Source organism: Flavobacterium limnophilum, assembly GCF_027111315.2.
GTDB lineage: Bacteria > Bacteroidota > Bacteroidia > Flavobacteriales > Flavobacteriaceae > Flavobacterium > Flavobacterium limnophilum.
This window is the reverse complement of sequence record NZ_CP114289.2, coordinates 2,376,927-2,396,640: the sequence shown is the minus strand read 5'-3', so window position 1 is coordinate 2,396,640 and position 19,714 is coordinate 2,376,927. Positions and strand designations below refer to the sequence as shown.

8 protein-coding genes are annotated in these 19,714 nt (G+C 37.9%); all 8 read left to right on the top strand.

Annotated features, from left to right (window positions below; translation table 11 throughout):
• Window positions 1-107 precede the first annotated feature (107 nt).
• The 8 genes from OZP13_RS09760 (at window position 108) to OZP13_RS09725 (ending at window position 19,702) form a co-directional block, all read left to right on the top strand.
• A complete protein-coding gene (locus OZP13_RS09760) occupies window positions 108-2,585 on the top strand; it encodes a glycoside hydrolase family 95 protein (protein ID WP_281297009.1) in 2,478 nt (825 codons plus the stop codon).
• Between the two features lie 89 nt (window positions 2,586-2,674).
• Window positions 2,675-3,718, top strand: a complete 1,044-nt coding sequence (locus OZP13_RS09755; protein WP_281297008.1) for a pectinesterase family protein — start codon at window positions 2,675-2,677, stop codon at window positions 3,716-3,718.
• A gap of 82 nt (window positions 3,719-3,800) precedes the next feature.
• A complete protein-coding gene (locus tag OZP13_RS09750) occupies window positions 3,801-6,938 on the top strand; it encodes a pectinesterase family protein (protein WP_281297007.1) in 3,138 nt (1,045 codons plus the stop codon).
• Between the two features lie 154 nt (window positions 6,939-7,092).
• Window positions 7,093-9,624: a glycoside hydrolase family 95 protein gene (locus tag OZP13_RS09745; protein ID WP_281297006.1), complete on the top strand. Its 2,532-nt coding sequence runs from the start codon at window positions 7,093-7,095 to the stop codon at window positions 9,622-9,624.
• Window positions 9,625-9,718: 94 nt separating this feature from the next.
• Window positions 9,719-11,905, top strand: a complete 2,187-nt coding sequence (locus OZP13_RS09740) for a rhamnogalacturonan lyase family protein (RefSeq protein ID WP_281297005.1) — start codon at window positions 9,719-9,721, stop codon at window positions 11,903-11,905.
• 55 nt (window positions 11,906-11,960) lie between these two features.
• Entirely contained in the window at window positions 11,961-13,526 is a 1,566-nt protein-coding gene (gene pelA, locus OZP13_RS09735) for a pectate lyase (RefSeq protein ID WP_281297004.1), read from the top strand.
• 762 nt (window positions 13,527-14,288) lie between these two features.
• Window positions 14,289-17,666, top strand: a complete 3,378-nt coding sequence (locus OZP13_RS09730; RefSeq protein ID WP_281297003.1) for a SusC/RagA family TonB-linked outer membrane protein — start codon at window positions 14,289-14,291, stop codon at window positions 17,664-17,666.
• 11 nt (window positions 17,667-17,677) lie between these two features.
• Complete coding sequence (locus tag OZP13_RS09725) at window positions 17,678-19,702, top strand: RagB/SusD family nutrient uptake outer membrane protein (protein WP_281297002.1); 2,025 nt, start codon at window positions 17,678-17,680, stop codon at window positions 19,700-19,702.
• Window positions 19,703-19,714 lie beyond the last annotated feature (12 nt).

Below are 19,714 nucleotides of genomic sequence, written 5' to 3'. Positions count from 1 at the left end.
TTAATACATTGTTGTGTGAAATGCCCCCCTATAAAATGTGAAATGCCCATACAGTTGTTTGTAAATGCCGTTAGTTTTGTAACCTAATAGTTCAAAATATAAAACAGATGTTACGTAAGATTATTTTTTTGTTATTGTTGGCGTGTTTAACCGCTTCTTTTACTGTTCCTAAAATCAAAAAAAATAATTTACAAAAATTATGGTATACTAATCCAGCTGAACGATGGGAGGAAGCTTTGCCTATAGGTAATGGTAGGCTAGGAGCCATGGTTTTTGGTTCGCCTGAATTAGAACATTTGCAATTGAACGAGGAAACCGTTTGGGCAGGTGAGCCTGGAAACAACATTCCAAAAGGCTTTAGCGAAATTTTGCCCCAAGTAAGAAAATTAATTTTTGAAGAAAAATATAAGGAAGCAGAATTGTTGGCTATGTCCAAAGTTCCACGTCAGGCACCAGCTGGCAACAATTATGGGATGCCTTTTCAAACTGTTGGAGATCTATGGATTAATTTCCCGGCTTTAAAAAATGTGGATAATTATTATAGGGAACTTGATTTGCAAAATGCGATTAGTTCCGTAACATTTGAGAAGGACGGAACAAGATATAAGCGCGAGTATTTTGCCAGTGCCATTGATCAAGTAATTGTAGTTCGATTAACGGCATCCAAAAAAGGAAAAATAAGCTTTGATTTGAAAGCAAGCAGCCCGCACACTACCCACCAACTTCAGGTAGAGGACAATCAACTTGTTTTAAGCGGGAAAGGTGAATCAGTAGATAACAAAGAGGGTAAAATTGAGTTTAACGCCAGATTTTTTCCGGTTATTGATGGCGGAAAATTAGTTAAAACAGATGCATCATTACAGGTTTCAAATGCGGATTCGGCCATCATTTTAATTTCAATTGCAACAAATTTCAAAAACTACAAGGATTTAAGTGGAAATGCAAAAGAAATAGCTGAGGGGTATCTGTCAAAAGCTAAAAACAAAAGCTATAATTTGATTAAAAGGGAACATGTTGCAGATTATCAAAAATATTTCAATAGAGTTTCACTGGATCTAGGGGTAACCAATTCAGTGAACAAACCAACCAATCAAAGAATTGTGGAATTTGCCAAAGTGGATGATCCCCAATTAGTGTCATTGTATTTTCAATTTGGGCGTTATTTACTTATTTCTTCATCCCGTCCCGGAACGCAACCTGCAAATTTGCAAGGCATTTGGAATGGTTTAAATTCTCCACCCTGGGATAGTAAATATACTGTAAACATCAATACGGAGATGAATTATTGGCCTGCAGAAGTTACCAATTTGGCCGAGATGCACGAACCATTATTTGCCATGATAAAGGATTTATCGGAAACAGGGAAGCAATCCGCTACAGAAATGTATGGAGCACGTGGCTGGATGATGCATCACAACACGGATATATGGCGAATTACCGGACCCGTGGATGGAGCTTTCTATGGTATGTGGCCCATGGGAGGAGCTTGGTTAAGCCAACATTTGTGGCAACATTATTTATACAGTGGCGACAAGGAATTTTTATCTAAAGTATATCCAATACTAAAAGGAGCGGCTTTATATTATTCAGATGTGCTGCAGGAGCATCCTAAATACAAATGGTTAGTGGTGGCACCTTCAATGTCACCGGAGAATACTCATCCAAAAGGGACTTCAATGACGTCAGGGACAACTATGGATAACCAGTTGGTATTTGATGTTTTTTCCAATCTTATTGAAGCTTCTTCTATTCTAAAGGTTGATAAAGCTTTTGCTGATACATTAAATGTCATGAAACATCGATTGGCTCCAATGCAAGTTGGAAAACATACTCAATTGCAGGAATGGCTTGAGGACTGGGATCGTAAAGAAGACACACATCGTCATATTTCTCATTTGTACGGTCTTTATCCAAGTAACCAGATTTCTCCTTTTGTTCATCCGGAGTTGTTTCAAGCAGCACAGCACACACTCGAATATCGTGGAGATAAATCAACTGGCTGGTCTATGGGCTGGAAAGTTAATTTTTGGGCTCGATTGCTTAACGGTGATAGAGCTTATAAACTTATTGAAGATCAATTGTCTCCTTCTCCATTAGAAAAAAAAGGAGAGAAAGGGGGAACTTACCCGAATTTGTTTGATGCACATCCTCCTTTTCAAATTGACGGTAATTTTGGATGTACTGCGGGTATCGCGGAAATGTTGGTGCAAAGTCAGGACGGTTCCATTTATTTGCTTCCCGCCCTGCCCACAAAATGGTCCAAAGGGGAAATAAAAGGATTGCGTGCCCGTGGAGGTTTTACTTTAGACTTTAAATGGGAGAACAGCAAGATTTTGGAGTTAACGGTGTATTCCAGTCTAGGCGGTAACTGTCGTTTGAGATTGGCCAGCGAATTGCGCGGTAATGTTGCATTAACCAAGGTGCCTGAAACTATGGAAAATCCAAATCCATTATACAAACGTCAAGTCATTAATGAGCCACTTATCAATGAAAAGGCAGAATTGAAATCCCTTGTATTGGTTAAAGCGCAGTTGTTTGATTTTGAGACTAAAGCCAACACCGTTTATCATTTTAAATCAAATTAAGCGCTTCAATCAAGATGTTATTCAAGCTATTTGTCGCCCCAAATAGCTTGAATAAGTATTATACACTTTATATAAATCAAATCAAATTCATGAAAACTATCTCCAAATTTATTTTAACGGCAATTATCGGAATTTTAATTTCATTATCCGTTTATGCTGGTCCAAGGGAAAAAAAAATTGTAGCCCTTGATGGAAGCGGGGACTATACAAGTATTCAAGAAGCCATTAATTCGGTTGCGGCCAACCAGGAAAAACAAACAGTCATTTATATCAAAAATGGATTGTATAATTCAGAGAAATTATTGATACCAAATGATAAAAAGAATATCACTTTTCAAGGTGAAAGCAGGGAAAAAACAATCATAAGTTATCATATATACGATTGCAAAGGAGGACTAAACAATAAATGTCCAGCAGAAGATGTTGCAAAATGGACAGGACAAGCTATACGTACATCAGCTACGCTTTCTATTCAAGGCGATGGGTTTCAAGCAGAAAATATAACTTTTCAAAATACGGCGGGACCAGTAGGCCAAGCTTTGGCAATTTATGTCACTTCCGATAAAAATGTTTTTGTCAATTGTAATTTTTTAGGGTATCAAGACACTGTTTTTCTGGCTACGGACAATACCAGAAGTTACTTTAAAAACTGTCTTGTTGTAGGAAGAACAGATTATATCTATGGAGGAGGCATTGGGTATTTTGATACTTGTGAAATACGAAGTTTTGGCGGTGGTTGGATTACGGCGCCTAGTACACCAAAAGGACAAGATTATGGTTTTGTTTTTTATAAATGCAAACTAACGTTTTCTGATGAAAGTCCAAAGGGAAATGATAATAGCCAGTTGGTCAATTTAGGTCGTCCGTGGCATAATTTTCCAAAAGTGGCATGGATTAAGTGTGAAATGGGAAAAGAAATTAATCCAGTAGGCTGGCCTACCATTTGGAATATGAACTATGCTTCTACAAGTAAAGATTTGCATTTGTTTGAATATAAAAATACTGGAACTGGATCTGATATATCCAAACGTGCCAATTGGGTAGGAATACGTGAGCTAACTTCAGAAGAAACAAAATTTTATACAGCGAAAAATGTTCTTAAGGGGCAAGATAATTGGCAGCCATTCAACTAGATAATTAATAAAATTTATAAAAATGAACACATTATCAATGCCTATTTAACAAAAAAACAAACCAAAAAACAAACTAAAAATTATGAAAAAATTATTAAAAAAACCAAGCTATAAAAAAGGACTATATATCCTCTTTTTTATGATGCTAAATCTGTCAATTTTTGCCCAATATGATAAAATTGTTGCAAAAGACGGGAGCGGTGATTTTACCAGCGTTCAGGCTGCCATTGATGCAGCACCTACAGCACGGATAACTCCTTATAAGATTTATGTTAAAGCTGGAAAATATATTGGACAGCTTAGCATACCTTCGACAAAACCTTTTATTGAATTAATTGGCGAAAGCCCTGCAAACACCATTCTTAGCTATGGAGATGGCTTGGGAGGAACAACAACTTTTACCATCAATGCGAACGATTGTATGCTGATGGGGCTTACTCTTGAGAATTCTCAAGGTTATTTATCAGACGGGCCCCAGTCTTTGGCGATAAAAACTGTTGGAGACAGGGCCGTGTTTTATAATTGCAGGTTCATCAGCGGACAAGATACAGTTTATCATCCTGGAAATGGGAAACTTGTATATTATAAAAATTGTTATATTGATGGCAATACCGATTTTATTTATGGATCGGCTATTGCAGTTTTTGACTATTGTGTAATTTATGGAAGAGACAGGGTAGATGGGGGAAGTGGAGGAATTGTTACGGCAGCCAATACACCCCAGTCTCAAGCTTATGGCCAGATATTCAGGGATTGTATTATACCGGCCAACAATGGAGTGACTGTTTATAGTCTTGGTCGTCCTTGGCAGAATGATTCCGGCACTTTAGAACCAAATAGGGCAGGCAACAAGACTGTTTTCTTAAATACCAAGATGAGTACCTCTGTTGCTCCTACTGGATGGTCGGTTTGGGATGCCGGAACAAATACGAGTCTTATAACTTATGCGGAATACAAGAGCGTGGGATTTGATGGTTCTCCAGTAGACGTAAGTAAAAGACTTTCGTGGTCAAAACAACTATCAGATGCAGAAGCTGCTCCTTACTATGTGAATTCAAATCTTTTTGGAAGCTGGAATCCCTATGCAGTTTGGTCAGATCTTCCTGCTGGAAACAACTTCACTCCCGTGATTGCCCTGACCAACTTTAGAGCTAAAAGAACGACATCTCAAGCCGCATTTCTATTCAACTTGGCTTGGCCAGTAAGCGGAGTTACTTATACTCTTTACAGAAGTACAGACAACAAGGCTTCTTATACTCCCTTAAAAAGTTTTATAATAAATAACGATGTAACGATAGCAAACCAGTTTACCGATGCATTACCTCCAGTTGGAAGTGCCTATCATTATTATGTTGAAGCATCAAAAGGTTCAGAGATCAATAAAAGTGATGTGGTAACAGTAGATCCTGCTATTCCTTTAAATGGTGATTATCGATCAAAAGGTTCCGGTATTTGGGCTAACAATATTACTTACTCTGTTGTCAAGGCTAGCAATGTGATAACAGGCATAACTGTTACAGGTAGTCCATCAGGTTTTGATGATGCCAATCCGCCAAGTATAGTTATTACCGGGGGGGCTGGTGCAGGAGCTACTGCCACAGCTGTTGTGTCTGGAGGAAAAGTAACATCTATTACCGTAACCAATGGAGGTACTGGTTATACTGGAAATCCGACGGTTGCAGTTGCAACAAATGCTAATTATCCGACTTTGCCTGCTTCTATTTGGGAAAAGTATAATGCTTCAAACAGCACTTGGGAAAACGTGCCATTTGGGACTTCACATTCCAATTCAAATGTTACCATCAAAAGCGGTCATACCGTTACTATTACTGCTCTTTCTAGCGTAAACGCATTAGTTGTTGAAGCAAGTGCCGTATTGAACGCTACGGCAAATTCCAGTTTGCGTTTTCTTTCCGATATTGTTAACAACGGAAGCATAGGAACCAATACAACAGATAGAATCAGTCTTACTTATTCCAATACGGCAACAACAGCTTCAGCAACGATATCAGGTACCGGAACCTATTTGGTTAGCAGTTTAAATACACTAGCTGAATTACAGAATGCTACCTTGACTATTGACCAGAATATGAATGTTACCAACAATATAAATGCGCTGTACGGTAATTCAAGCAATCAAAATGTCAATAATATTACTTTTATCATCAATGCAGGAAAAACAGTTGTCGCCAAAGCCTTGCATAGTTCAGGATCTACAGCCACATCCACTAATTATCCAAAATATGGTAAATATACTTATGTTGTTAATGGTACTTTAGATATGAGCGCAAGCACCAGTACAAGTTCATTTATACCTTATGAAGCTACTGGATCTTCAGATCCAACAGTAAGCTTGACCGTAAATGGAACTTTAATACTAGGAGGAGGTCTTAGGGCTATAAGTACAACAGCCAATGCTCCCGAGATTGGAAAAGTGTATTTAAATATTGGTGATGGTGGAATCGTGGATGCGACAAGAGCTACAACTTTTGATACGGGAAATAAATTTTTTATTACCAATGGTAGTGGTGTTTTAAAAAGAGCAGTTGGAGCTACTGATGTGAAATTTCCAGTTGGTTCAGTCGGTTCAATCATTGCAAATCCAATAATTTTGAATAATTCAGGAGTAGCAGGAAATTTTTCTGTTTCGGTTAAAAATATGCTGGATGTTCCTGTTGACAAGGCAATAAATAAGCAGTGGACTGTCAATGCGGAAACAATTGGAGCCAATCTTATGGTGAAAACACAATGGCTTAGTGCGGACAATGGCACATTTAATGCTTCGGATGCCTCATTCTCTTTGATAAGCAAAACGGGAGCCAATGCATGGACAAGTAATGCTGCGGTTTTAGGAGGAAGCGGGACAGAAGTCAGTCCGTATACTGCAAGTGTATCTGGAATCACTAGCTTTGGCGCTTTCAGTGTTATGAGCGGAAATTCCATTACTCTGGATTTACTTTCATTTAATTCCGACAAAAAAACACTTACCATATTTCCAAACCCATCCATCAATGGAAAAATAACGGTTAATTATCCCATTTCCTTAAAAGGAGCAAGCTTGAGCATCAGCGGTTATGATGGTCGAATTCTTAAACAGGTATCTCCAGCTTCGGAATCATTGCAGTCTGCCATCGATATTTCAGATTTGAGTGCTGGTGCGTATATTTTAATCTATCAAAATGGGTTGGATAAAAAAACGGTTAAATTTTTAAAACTTTAAAATAAATTTTGTTGATATTGGTATGTCAAAAATGCTAATTGGACAGGAATATATGAGCTTACTTCAAGAAGAAGTAAGCTCATTCATTGGAAAATGTTCTTAAGGAACAGGAGAATTGGCAACCTTTTAATTAATAAATTTTATAAAAATAATCATGAAAAAACGAGTGTTGGTATTAATATGTTTTTTAGCATTTTTGGACACATTTGCACAAAAGGATTTAACTCTTTGGTACAATAAACCATCAAAGGCTTGGACAGATGCTTTACCAATAGGTAATGGTAGATTAGGAGCAATGGTTTATGGTGTGCCCCAGTGTGACACAATCCAAATTAATGAAGATACTTTTTGGTCTGGAAGCCCTTATCAAAACACTAATCCGAATACAAAAAATAGTTTAAAAAAAATTCAAAAATACATTGAAGACGAGAATTATATAGATGCCCAAAAACTGGCTCTTACAGGTATTATTGCAGACAGGAAAACAACCTCTCATGGTCAGGTTTACCAGTCAATTGGAAATCTTATTTTAAGTGTTCCCGGACATGAGAATTTTACAGATTACTACAGGGAATTGGACTTGAAAACGGCCATCGCAAAAACCAAATATAAAGTTGATGGAGTGGAATACCAACGCGAAGTGTTTACTTCTTATCCGGACCAATTAATTATTGTTCGTTTGACATCAAATCAAAAAAGGAAAATTAGTTTGAACACATCTTTTGTCGGACCATTAAAAACCCAAATGGTTAAAGTCACTACAGAAGTTCCTGTTGGTCAAGATAAATTACTTGTGGTTAACGGAAAATGTACAAAAGATAAAGAAGAAAATATTCCGAATCTATTGCATTTTAATGCGCAGGTTAAAGTTGAATCCGTAGGAGGTACTCGATTAACTGACTCAAAAAGTATTTCTATTAAAAATGCTGATGAGGTAACGATTTACATTTCTGTGGCAACAAATTTCAAGAATTACAAGGATATTTCTGGTGATGCTGAAAAAGAGGCAAAAGATTATTTGTCTAAATTTTCAAAAAAATACGAAACGGCCAAAGCTGATCATATTGCTTTCTACCAAAAACAATTCAATAGAGTTCAATTTAATCTGGGACAGTCCGATCAAGTATTAAAACCAACAGACCAACGAATTGCAGAATTTTCCAAAAAAGATGACCCTGCATTAACGGCAATGTACTTCCAGTTTGGACGCTATTTATTGATATCCTCGTCGCAACCGGGAACCCAGCCTGCTAATCTGCAGGGAATTTGGAACCCAAGCGCAGGTCAATATCCTGCTTGGGACAGTAAATACACAACCAATATAAATGTGGAAATGAACTATTGGCCAGCTGAAGTGACTAACTTGAGTGAATGTCATGATCCATTCATTCAGTTAATTAAAGATGTAAGCGTTACCGGAAAGCAGTCTGCTTCTGAGATGTATGGAAGCAGGGGCTGGACACTTCATCACAATACGGATTTGTGGCGTATGACTGGCGCTGTAGATAAAACCGCCGGGATATGGCCAACTTGTAATGCGTGGTTTGCTGCGCATTTATGGGAAAAGTTTCTTTTTTCCGGAGACAAGAAATACTTAAATGAAGTATATCCAATTTTGAAAAGTGCTTGTGAATTTTATCAGGACTTTTTAGTTAAGGATAAAAAAACCGGTTATCTTGTAGCCTCACCCTCAATTTCTCCTGAACATACTCCAGGTTTGCAATCTTATGAAGTTGTAAATGCTGACGGAACTATCGGTAAAGAAAGATGCAATGTTTTTTCTGGAGTAACAATGGATAATCAAATGATTTTTGATTTATTGTCCAACACCATTGATGCGGCTAAGATTTTAGAAATCGATGATAAATTTTCGATAGAGTTAAAAGATATTCGTTCTAAATTACCTCCAATGCACATAGGGAAGTTTACCCAGTTACAAGAATGGCTTGAAGATTGGGATAAAAAAAATGATGCCCATCGTCATCTTTCGCATCTATGGGGAGTTTTTCCGGGAAGAGAAATTTCTCCATTCAAAACTCCTGAACTTTTTGAAGCTTCCAGGAATACACTTGTTGGAAAAGGAGATGCAAGTCGTGGTTGGTCGATGGGTTGGAAAGTTTGTTTATGGGCGCGTTATCTAGATGGTAATCATGCTTATCAATTGATTAAAAATCAACTTAATTTGAAACCTGCAAACGCTACCATAAAGGATCCAGATGGAGGTACTTACACCAATATGTTTGATGCTCATCCGCCATTTCAAATTGATGGAAATTTTGGATGTACTGCAGGTATAGCCGAAATGTTGTTGCAAAGCCATGACGGAGCTGTATTTTTATTGCCAGCATTACCGGATGCTTGGTCAAATGGATCAATATCTGGTTTAAGAGCTAGGGGTGGTTTTGAAATAGAAAATATGGAATGGAAGAATGGGAAGATAAAGTCCGTGACAATAAAATCAAATTTGGGAGGAAATCTTAGAATGAGAAGCTATGCTAAATTAGGAGGGAATTCAATCTTGAAAGCAAAAGGGGAGAATCCTAATCATTTCTTTAAATCCCAACCTGTGGAAAAGCCTGTAATCTCTGCACAGGCTGCTTTTAATGGGGTTAATGTTCCAAAAGTATTTGAGTATGATGTTGATACAAAGGAAGGTAGTTCATATACTTTCACTTTGACAGAATAATTTATTTTATGTTATTCATTCAAAAAAACTAAATATGTTAATCTATAGGGCATGAAAAACATAAAACAGCCTGTTGACCAATAAACCCACAATTATGTATTCAGAACTTAAATTACAAAAAAAAAACAAAACCAATTCATTAAAAAAAATAGCCATTATACTTTTGTTGTTTTTCGGATTGTCAGATCAAACACACGCCCAGCGAACTGTCGAAAAGCTCAATCGGGGTTTGGTTGCCATACGCTTAAACAGCAATCAAGTTTACCTTGGATGGCGAATGTTGGGAACCGAACCCACCGATGTAAGTTATAATTTATATTGTGACGGAGTAAAAGTAACAGGAAGTCCTTTTGCAACAAGCACCAATTTCACCCACAGTATCACTACCAACGGAGTTTATACTGTTCGTGCCATCATTAATGGCGTTGAAGAACCCGCCTCGGAAACTGCCTCTGTATGGGCTAATTCATATTTGGATATTGCTATGCAAGTACCTCCTGGAGGAACCAACGTAAGCGGAGCTTACACCTATAGCGTAAATGATTGCAGCGTGGGAGATGTGGATGGTGACGGACAATATGAAATCTTTGTGAAATGGGATCCATCCAACTCTAAAGACAATTCTCTACCAGGCTTTACGGGCAATGTTTATATTGATTGCTACCGGTTGGACGGAACACGTCTATGGAGAATCGACTTGGGTAAAAACATCCGTGCTGGCGCCCATTACACCCAATTTATGGTGTACGATCTGGATTCGGACGGTAAAGCTGAAATGGCTTGCAGAACTGCAGACGGAACTATAGACGGAACTGGGGTAGTTATTGGTGATGCATTAGCAGATTACAGAAATACAAGTGGTAGTAAAACTTCAACAAGTACTTACGGAGCTGTAATATCAGGTCCTGAATTTTTAACTGTTTTTAATGGATTAACTGGAAAAGCAATGGCTTCGACTAATTATTTGCCTGTGCGTGGAACAGTATCTTCTTGGGGTGACAGTTATGGTGGTCGTTCGGAACGCTTTATTGCCGCTGTAGCTTATCTCGACGGTGAAAAGCCAAGTTTAGTTATGGGTCGTGGCTATTACACAAGACTGGTTCGCGTGGCTTGGGACTGGCGAAACAACACTCTTTCTCAAAGATGGATTTTTGACAGTAATACTGCTGGAAATTCTGCTGCTGCTGGACAAGGCAATCATCAAATGACGGTGGGAGACGTTGATGGCGATGGCAAAGACGAAGTCTGCAGTGGTTCCAGCGCTGTTGATGACGATGGCGCAAAATTATATGCAAACGGTTTAGGGCATGGTGATGCCTTGCACATGACCGATATGGATCCAGATCGTCCTGGACAAGAAGTATGGCAATGCCTGGAGGAGCCGGGCAATTATAAAACCAACGGCCTGGTTTTTAGAGATGCGAAAACAGGGGCAACAATATGGGGCTTACCAGCAAATACAGATGTAGGTCGTTGCAATGCAGCAGATATTGACCCACGCTACAAAGGATATGAATGTTTTGGTAGCGCAGGAGTAAAAAATGCTTCTGGCGTTACTACTACAACAAACTATTTAATGGACTGTAAAGGAAACCTTATCAGCAATAATAAACCTACTCAGAATTTTTCAATTTGGTGGGATGCTGATTTGAATAGAGAATTATTGGATTCAAACAAAATAGACAAATGGGATTATATTAATGGGAAAACTGTTAATATGCTAACCGCAACCGGATATTCTTCAAACAATACCACAAAGGCAACGCCATGTTTGAGTGCAGACCTTTTTGGAGACTGGCGTGAAGAAGTCATTTGGCGTAAAGACGACAATACAGCCGTTCGAATTTACACCACCAACATCCCCACCACCAACAAGCTATACACTTTAATGCACGATACCCAATATCGAGTGGCAATTGCTTGGCAAAACTCAGCTTACAATCAGCCGCCTCATCCAAGTTTTTATCTGGGAGTGGAGATGGCAGCTCAAACACAACCAAATATTGTTACCACAAATGTAAACTTATCTGCTAGCGCATTTTCAAACGAAGGACGTTCAGCAAATGCCATTCTTTATCCAAATCCAACATCACAAACCTTCACGATTAAGGCTGAAGGTAAATTCACTTACACAATTCACAACGTTCTAGGACAAGAGTTGGGGTCGGGGAAAGGTGAAAATCAAGTTGAGGTAGGAGAAATAGCGGCAGCGGCAGGCGTATATATTATTACGGTAAAATCCGAAAAAGGAACATCAACTATCAAATTGATTAAGGAATAAAATCCTTGTATTTCAGATTTTAAAAAATAAATAATTATTAACAACCAAATTTATTATGAAACATCTAAGATTAATAGTAGTTTTTACCAGTTTCCTTTTTCTATCGGCCTGCAGTTCCGATAAAGAACTCATTGACAATAGTGTGAAATCTATCACAATCAATGCCAGCAACATTACCGATGGAGCCCAAAAACAATTGTCTGCTAATGTTCTTCCCAGCACCGCCGGAAACAAAGAAGTTACTTGGAGCGTTTCAGACGCATCGATAGCCGTAATTTCAGAATCGGGGCTTTTGACACCTGTTTCTAATGGCAGCGTAACCGTAACTGCCACGGCAAAAGACGGATCGGGGATTAAGGGACAAAGATTGATTTCTATTTCAGGCAAATCACCTTCTGTATTTGTTTCGAGTATAGCCTTAACTGGAATCAATATTATTGACGGAAAACCACAACAGCTTACATTAGCAGTATTACCCGCTGATGCAGGGAATAAAACAGTTACTTGGGCAGTTTCTTCATCAATAGCAACCATTTCTAGTGATGGGCTCTTGACACCAAAATTGAATGGCACGGTTATCGTTACGGCTACCGCCAATGACGGCAGCGGCAAAGTAGGCCAACTACAGCTTACAATTTCTGGAGTAACAGCAGTATATGCTACTAAAGTGAGATCCGAAAGCATGTTGATATGGCAAAGAAGTAATGGCGGTTGGTCAAAAACAGTTTCTGATTTTTCTCAATACAATCGGGAGCAAACCGATGCGGAAAAAGCCGCGGCAGCAAGCACTAAAAACAACCTCGACGCTTCTATCGACAACAGTCACGTAACCCAGGAACTTAGAGATTTACTCGCTGATTACAAATCAACCAACAATCCTAATTATTTGATAGCAGCAGAAAAAGCAATTGATTATTTGTTTTTGGCTCAATATGCCAATGGTGGTTGGCCACAATATTATCCAGACAAAAGCGGGTACAGACATCAAATTACCTACAATGACGATGCCATTGTTAGAGTAATGAACGTGATGTGGGATATTTCAAAAGGCAAAAACAATTTGGAATTGGTCAAACCATCCTACAAAGACAAAGCTGTCGCTTCTTTCAATAAAGGAATTGATATTATATTGAAAACACAGATTACGGTTAATGGTAAAAAAACGGCCTGGTGCGCACAGCACGACGAGATAAGCTTATTACCTGCAACTGCAAGAGCTTATGAACTACCTTCTATAAGCGGCTCGGAATCTGTAGGAATTGCAAGAACTTTAATGTTGGTTGAAAACCCATCAGCGGAGGTAAAACAAGCCATAAAAGACGCCGTGGATTGGTTTAACAGTGCAAAAATATTAAACATTTCAACCAAACAAGTTCCTGATGCAACAGGACCTAACGGCTATGACGTCGTGGTTTATTCAACCCCCGGAACGACTATTTGGGCCAGGTTTTATGATTTGACTACCGGTCTTCCTTTTTTCTGTGGAAGAGATGGAATTAAGAAAGCCACATTGGCCGAAATTGAAATTGAAAGAAGAGCGGGGTATTCTTGGTACGGCTCTTGGCCCTCAGGATTAATTGGAACTGAATACACGGCTTGGAAGAGCAAAAACGGACTGTAGCGGCTAAGGGACGAACTATTCACGGATAATTTACTTAAAGTGTTCAAATTAATTTAAAGCTGTTTCCGAGAGCAACCCAAAATATTTTTAAAAGCACTCAAAAACTAAATTTTGGTTTTGGGTGCTTTTTTATTTCCAAAAAAAGGAGTGCCATGTCACGCTATCAAAAATACCAATCCGGTAAAAAGGAGAAAGTGGGTGACCTATTGATTCTAGATTGTTTTGTGGACGATGTGAAACAGCTTGCAAATTTGTGATTCCATTGTAGAGATACTCCTTCTTAGAATAATTTCTGATCCTTTTTGGAAGAGAGTTGTCTAAACTGAAGAACAAAACAGTCGTTTTAATTCGTCAAGATATTGGCTTTTTTGATCAGTTATTTTCGATAGTCCTTAGAGAAAAAAAGATTATTACCATTGGGATAGGGAACTTTTGTTATAGGATTATGTTGCTTGAAATAATGGTTTTTGAAAACGAAACCAAAACAAAGCATAATTTATTTAACTGATTTTTTTTAGCTAAATAACCAGCAATGATGAGGGATTGTGATATACCCCCTCTTTTATTGTGTTTAGACCCAGTCTTGGCATAAGTCCAATTATATATTTGTTTTGTGAATAATTTTAATTGGATATAATTAATAATAATATAAAAAAAAAGATAGAAATATGAGGATTTAATTAATCAACCAAGAATCAAGATCAAGTGAAATTATACTTGTCTTAGAAAAAACCAAAAAAAAAACTAACTAAACTAAAATGTATGAAAAATTATTTGTCAAGGGAAAACTTTGGCTTGCTTGAAGTGTTAGAAATTAAAACAAGAACTACCATTTTAATTTCTTTCTTATTTATGTTTTCACTCACCGTAGCAGGAAAAACTGCAAAAATTAATCGATCCAAGTCTGTATCATCAATTGGAAGTTCTGATTTACAAAATTCTAAATCAATAAAAGCTAAAACTTTATTAGTACAAGATGAGATAACTGTTACAGGAACTGTTGTCGATGAAAAGGGCTTAGGAATACCAGGTGTTTCTGTTAATGTAAAAGGGAGTTCTCAAGGCACATTGACTGATATGGAAGGGAATTTTAAAATTTCCAAAGTATCTACAAAAGCTACTTTAGTATTCGTTTTTATAGGGATGAAAACGGAAGAAGTTGCTGTTAACGGTAAAAAAAACATTAGCGTTATTATGAAAGATGAAACTACAGATCTGGATGAAGTTGTGGTAATAGGGTATGGTACCGCAAAACGAAAAGATTTAACAGGATCGGTGTCGTCTGTGAGTATGAAAGATTTAAAAGACATTCCAGCAACATCTGCATTGCAGGCAATTGCAGGACGTATGGCTGGTGTTAATGTAACTATTGCAGATGGTTCTCCAGACGCCCCCATCAAGGTTCGTGTAAGAGGAGGAGGTTCCATAACCCAAGACAACTCACCATTATATATAGTTGATGGATTCCAGGTGAACAACATAAATGATATTGCTCCTGGTGATATAGAAACCATAGATATTCTTAAAGATGCCTCTTCCACGGCTATTTATGGTGCCCAAGGAGCCAATGGAGTTGTTCTTATTACCACTAAAACAGGTAAAACAGGCAAGACTGAAATCAATATTAATGCCTACACCGGTATAAAAAATACGTACAATTTGACCGAGGTATTATCACCCTATGATTATGTGTATTTTCAAAAGGAGCTGGACCCAGGCGCAAGTCTTACCGGATCTGCCTTTTATACCATGTATGGGGCTTGGGAAGATGTTGATATTTATAAATCTAAAACAGGTACGGATTGGCAACAAAAACTGTATGGCAACACCGGAATTCAGACCCATGTTGATTTTGGTTTGACAGGAGGAGAATCTTCTCTTAAATACAAAGTTAATTATACCCATGATGATGAAGAATATATTATGTTGAATTCAGCTTATAAAAGAGATTATTTGAGCTTTGCCCTGAATAAAAAAATAAGCCCTAAATTGACATTTGATTTCAATACAAGAATTTCAAACACAGTTATTGATGGTCCTAGTGTTTCTTCAGGAAGTAAACTTAGGGAAGCTACCAAGTATGCACCAATTAACAGCTTGAACAGTCAACCAGGAAACTCATTGGGAGGAAATGATGATATCACTTCGGCCGAGGCTTTGAGCTCATTGAATGACCCAGTTTATAATATTATTAATGAATATAAAAACCAGAACAGGTACAATGCCACAGTGAACGCCGGGATAACCTGGAAACCCATAAAAAGCTTGACGGTTAATTCTAAAGGAAGTTTCGGAGGCAATAGGGACTATACCGATGATATTTGGTTGAATAAAACAGGGGAAGCCAGTGCCAATGGTGGACAACCAGTAGCCAGACGTACAGATACCAAAAGCTACTTATGGTCCATACAAAACACGATCTCTTACAATACTAATTTTAATGGCAAAATTCATAGATTGGATTTAATGGCCGGACAGGAAATGTATAATTCTGAAGCGCAGGAAATGCGTAGTGAGTCAAAGTTTTATCCTGTAGATTTTACCGCAAAAGACGTGTTGGCAATGTGGAATTATGGAACTCCATCACCAACTTACACCACAATATTTGAGCCATCAAGAACGTCTTCTTTATTCGGACGTGCTAATTACGCCCTTCTTGATCGCTATATTTTAACCTTGACAGCAAGACAAGATTCGAAAAACGTGTTTTCTCCGGAAAATCGTACAGGGTTCTTTCCAGGTGCGGCATTCGCATGGAGATTATCTGACGAATCCTTTATGAAAACAACGAAAAATTGGTTGTCAGATGCTAAATTTCGTTTGAGTTATGGAGAAGTAGGAAATGCACGAGTAGGGTCCTATTGGAGGCAAGACTATGGTTTCCAGAATACTGCAAATAAATTGTATTATATAAATGAACAACCACAAAGTGCCTTGGTTACATCAAGTGTGTTGAAAAATGAAAATTTAACATGGGAAACCACTGTGGCTGCCAATTTAGGACTTGATTTAGGCTTTTTTGATCAACGTCTAAAAGTAATAGTTGATGTCTATCAAAATGACGTTAAGGATTTAATTTTAGGAGTTGCTTTACCATCAAATTCAGGATACAGCACCCAGTATCAAAATATAGGAAGGACTTCCAATAAAGGTTTGGAACTTACCGTGTCAGGTGATATTATAAGAAACAAGGATTTTAATTTATCGGCCAATTTTAATGTAGCCTTTAACGACAATAGAGTAAAAGAACTAGACGGCTCCAATCAAATGATTGTTACTTCCGGCTGGGGAGCTTTAATTGGAAAAGATGACTACAGGGCAATTGTTGGACAACCCGTTGGACTAATGTACGGATTTGTTTCAGATGGATACTATACATTTGATGATTTCACTTTTGATAATACACAAAAAAAATGGATTCTAAATCCGGGTGTTGCCGACGCTTCGAAAGTACTTCCTACAGCTAGTAATTATTTTGGACCAGGTCACTTGAAACTTAAAAAATTAACTGATGATGGCACTACGGTAATTTCAGCAGATAAAGACAGAAAAATAATAGGAAGGGCACAACCTAAACATGTGGGAGGATTTTCTATCAACACAGGCTATAAAGGTTTCGATTTGACAGCCATGTTCAATTGGTCTTATGGCAATGATGTTTATAATGCCAACAAGATAGACAACACCACTTTTAGCGGCTCCAAAAAATATCAAAATATGAGTTCCCTAATGGGTATAGACAATCGTTTTACCACAATTGATCCGGTTACGGGATATAATATCATGTATGGCGAATATGCAAATCCTCAACGTTTCCAAGAAGTTAATCAAGGAAAAAGTTTATGGCATCCTCTTTCCAATTCAACGATTGTGACAGATTGGGCCATTGAAGATGGTTCGTTTTTAAGACTGGGTAATTTAACACTAGGTTATACACTACCTGACAGTGTTACAAAAAGCGGGTTTGTACAAAAAGTGCGTTGTTACTTTACAGGAAACAATCTAGCGATTTGGACCAAATATACAGGTCAGGATCCAGAGGTAGATGGTATTCGCAATACACCATTGACACCGGGAGTAGATTGGTCTGCTTATCCTAAAGCAAAAACATTCCTTTTTGGAGTTAATGTAACATTTTAATAATAAAAGACATGAAAAAACTACTATATTATTTTAGCTTTATTTTGCTAATCGCTTGTATTTCTTGTGAAAAAGATTTTCTGGATACTTCATCCCCTTCCAAGTTGAGTTCAGAGACCGTATTTAAAACCTCTTCGATGGCAAAAGCCGGAATAATGGGAGTTTATGGAAAAATGACGGAAAGTAATGTTTATGGACAAAAATTATCTGTCAACTGGCAAGGTTTTTCGGATATTGAAACCAATCAAGGATTTGCCTCAGGGACAGCATATAATTCTAATACGAGTGATCAGGGAACAGGAAATTTTTATGGTGATCCCAATAATCAAACCACAAGATGGAATGTTTTATTTCAATTGGCTGAATTGGCTTCAGCTTCAGTTGACGGTGTCAGGAATTCTCCTATTTTAGAGAGTCAAGCTTCCAAAATGAAGCCGTTATTGGGTGAAGCCTTGGTCATGAGGTCAATGGCTTACTTTGAGTTAGTTCGTTATTGGGGCGATATTCCTTTTAAAGAAGGAACTTCTAAATCTGATTTATCCAATGTTTACATAGGTAAAATAGACAGGGATATTATTTATGCCAGTTTAATTAAAGATTTAACAGAAGCAGTAGACTATTTACCTTGGTTAAATGCCGATGCAGAGCATGCAACCGTAGAACGTATCACGAAGGGTTATGCCAAAGGGCTTTTGGCAAAAGTGGCTCTTTTTGCCGGGGGTTGGTCTTTACGTGATGGAAATTTGTTTCCTGGCAAAGACTTGGAACATAATCCTAATGTGCCTGAGGTAGGCAATTATTATGTTGGTAGAGTTAAAAATTGGAGAGATTATTATCAAATAGCTTCTCAACAAACAGCTGAAATACTTGGAAATGCAGCCAATCCTCACCAATTGGATCCGGATTACGAGAATATATGGAAATCTGTCTGTGGTGCTAAACAAAATCCTTTTAATGAAAATTTATTTGAAGTGGCGTTTGGTCTTGGAAACAGTGGAGATGTTGGTTCTCTAATGGGATATGAAGTAGCTGGTGCCAGCAAGTATGGTTCCAGAGGTTTTGGAGGTACTTATGCTGGTTCTCAAGCCTACTATTTCTATTCTTTTACACCTGAAGACAAGCGTCGTGATGTTACTTTAAGCTGGACGAATTACACCTCGGCCAACGTAGAAGGTGTGAAATCAGATCCGCTTAGCGTGAATTTTGCAAAGTGGAGAATCTATTGGATGTCCCCTTCTTATTTAGCATTGCATAAAACAGCCACTTCACGTGTTGCTACCGGTGTTAACTGGATATTAATGCGTTATTCAGATATTTATTTAATGTATGCCGAAGCCCAAAGTCAACTAAATGGGCCTGATTCTACAAACCCGGTTGCGCAAATCTCTGCCAGACAAGCATTGGAAAAAGTTCGTGAAAGAGCTTTTGGTACAGGTTCATCCAAAATAAAAGAATATGACGCCGATTTCTTTGAGGCAATAGTCAACGAACGTGCTTGGGAGTTTGGATGCGAAAATATCCGCAAACAAGATTTAATTCGCTGGGGGTTATTGTACGACAGGATTGAAACCATGAAACAAACACTTTGTTTGATGCTTGACAACAAAGTACCTGTAAAGATTTTTGATAAAACGTATCAACCAACCGATTTTCCCAAAACGGTGTATTACAAATTTAAGGATGCCGAATATATTGATAAAAGCTCCCTTAATTATTATACCAATCTTCCTGCCAGTCCGGGTCCAGAGTATAAGAGTGTCAGCTGGTTTCCTACCAGTGCTGCAAAACCGCTTAGTGGTACCAATAAAAATTATATAGATTGGCCGGTCAAAGTTTTGTTAGCAGCAACAGGATTATCCAAAGAATACGATTATTCCGGTTTCTTAAGCAGGATGAGTAATGGGGGCGAAATTGCAACTAGTCTTTCAACATATTCTATGGGTAATCGTACCTGTAATTACAGGAGTTTTTACGCTGTATATTATCAGGATGTTTATGAGTCTAAGGGGGCAATCAGTAATTCTTACGGATTTTAAGTAATAGTATTA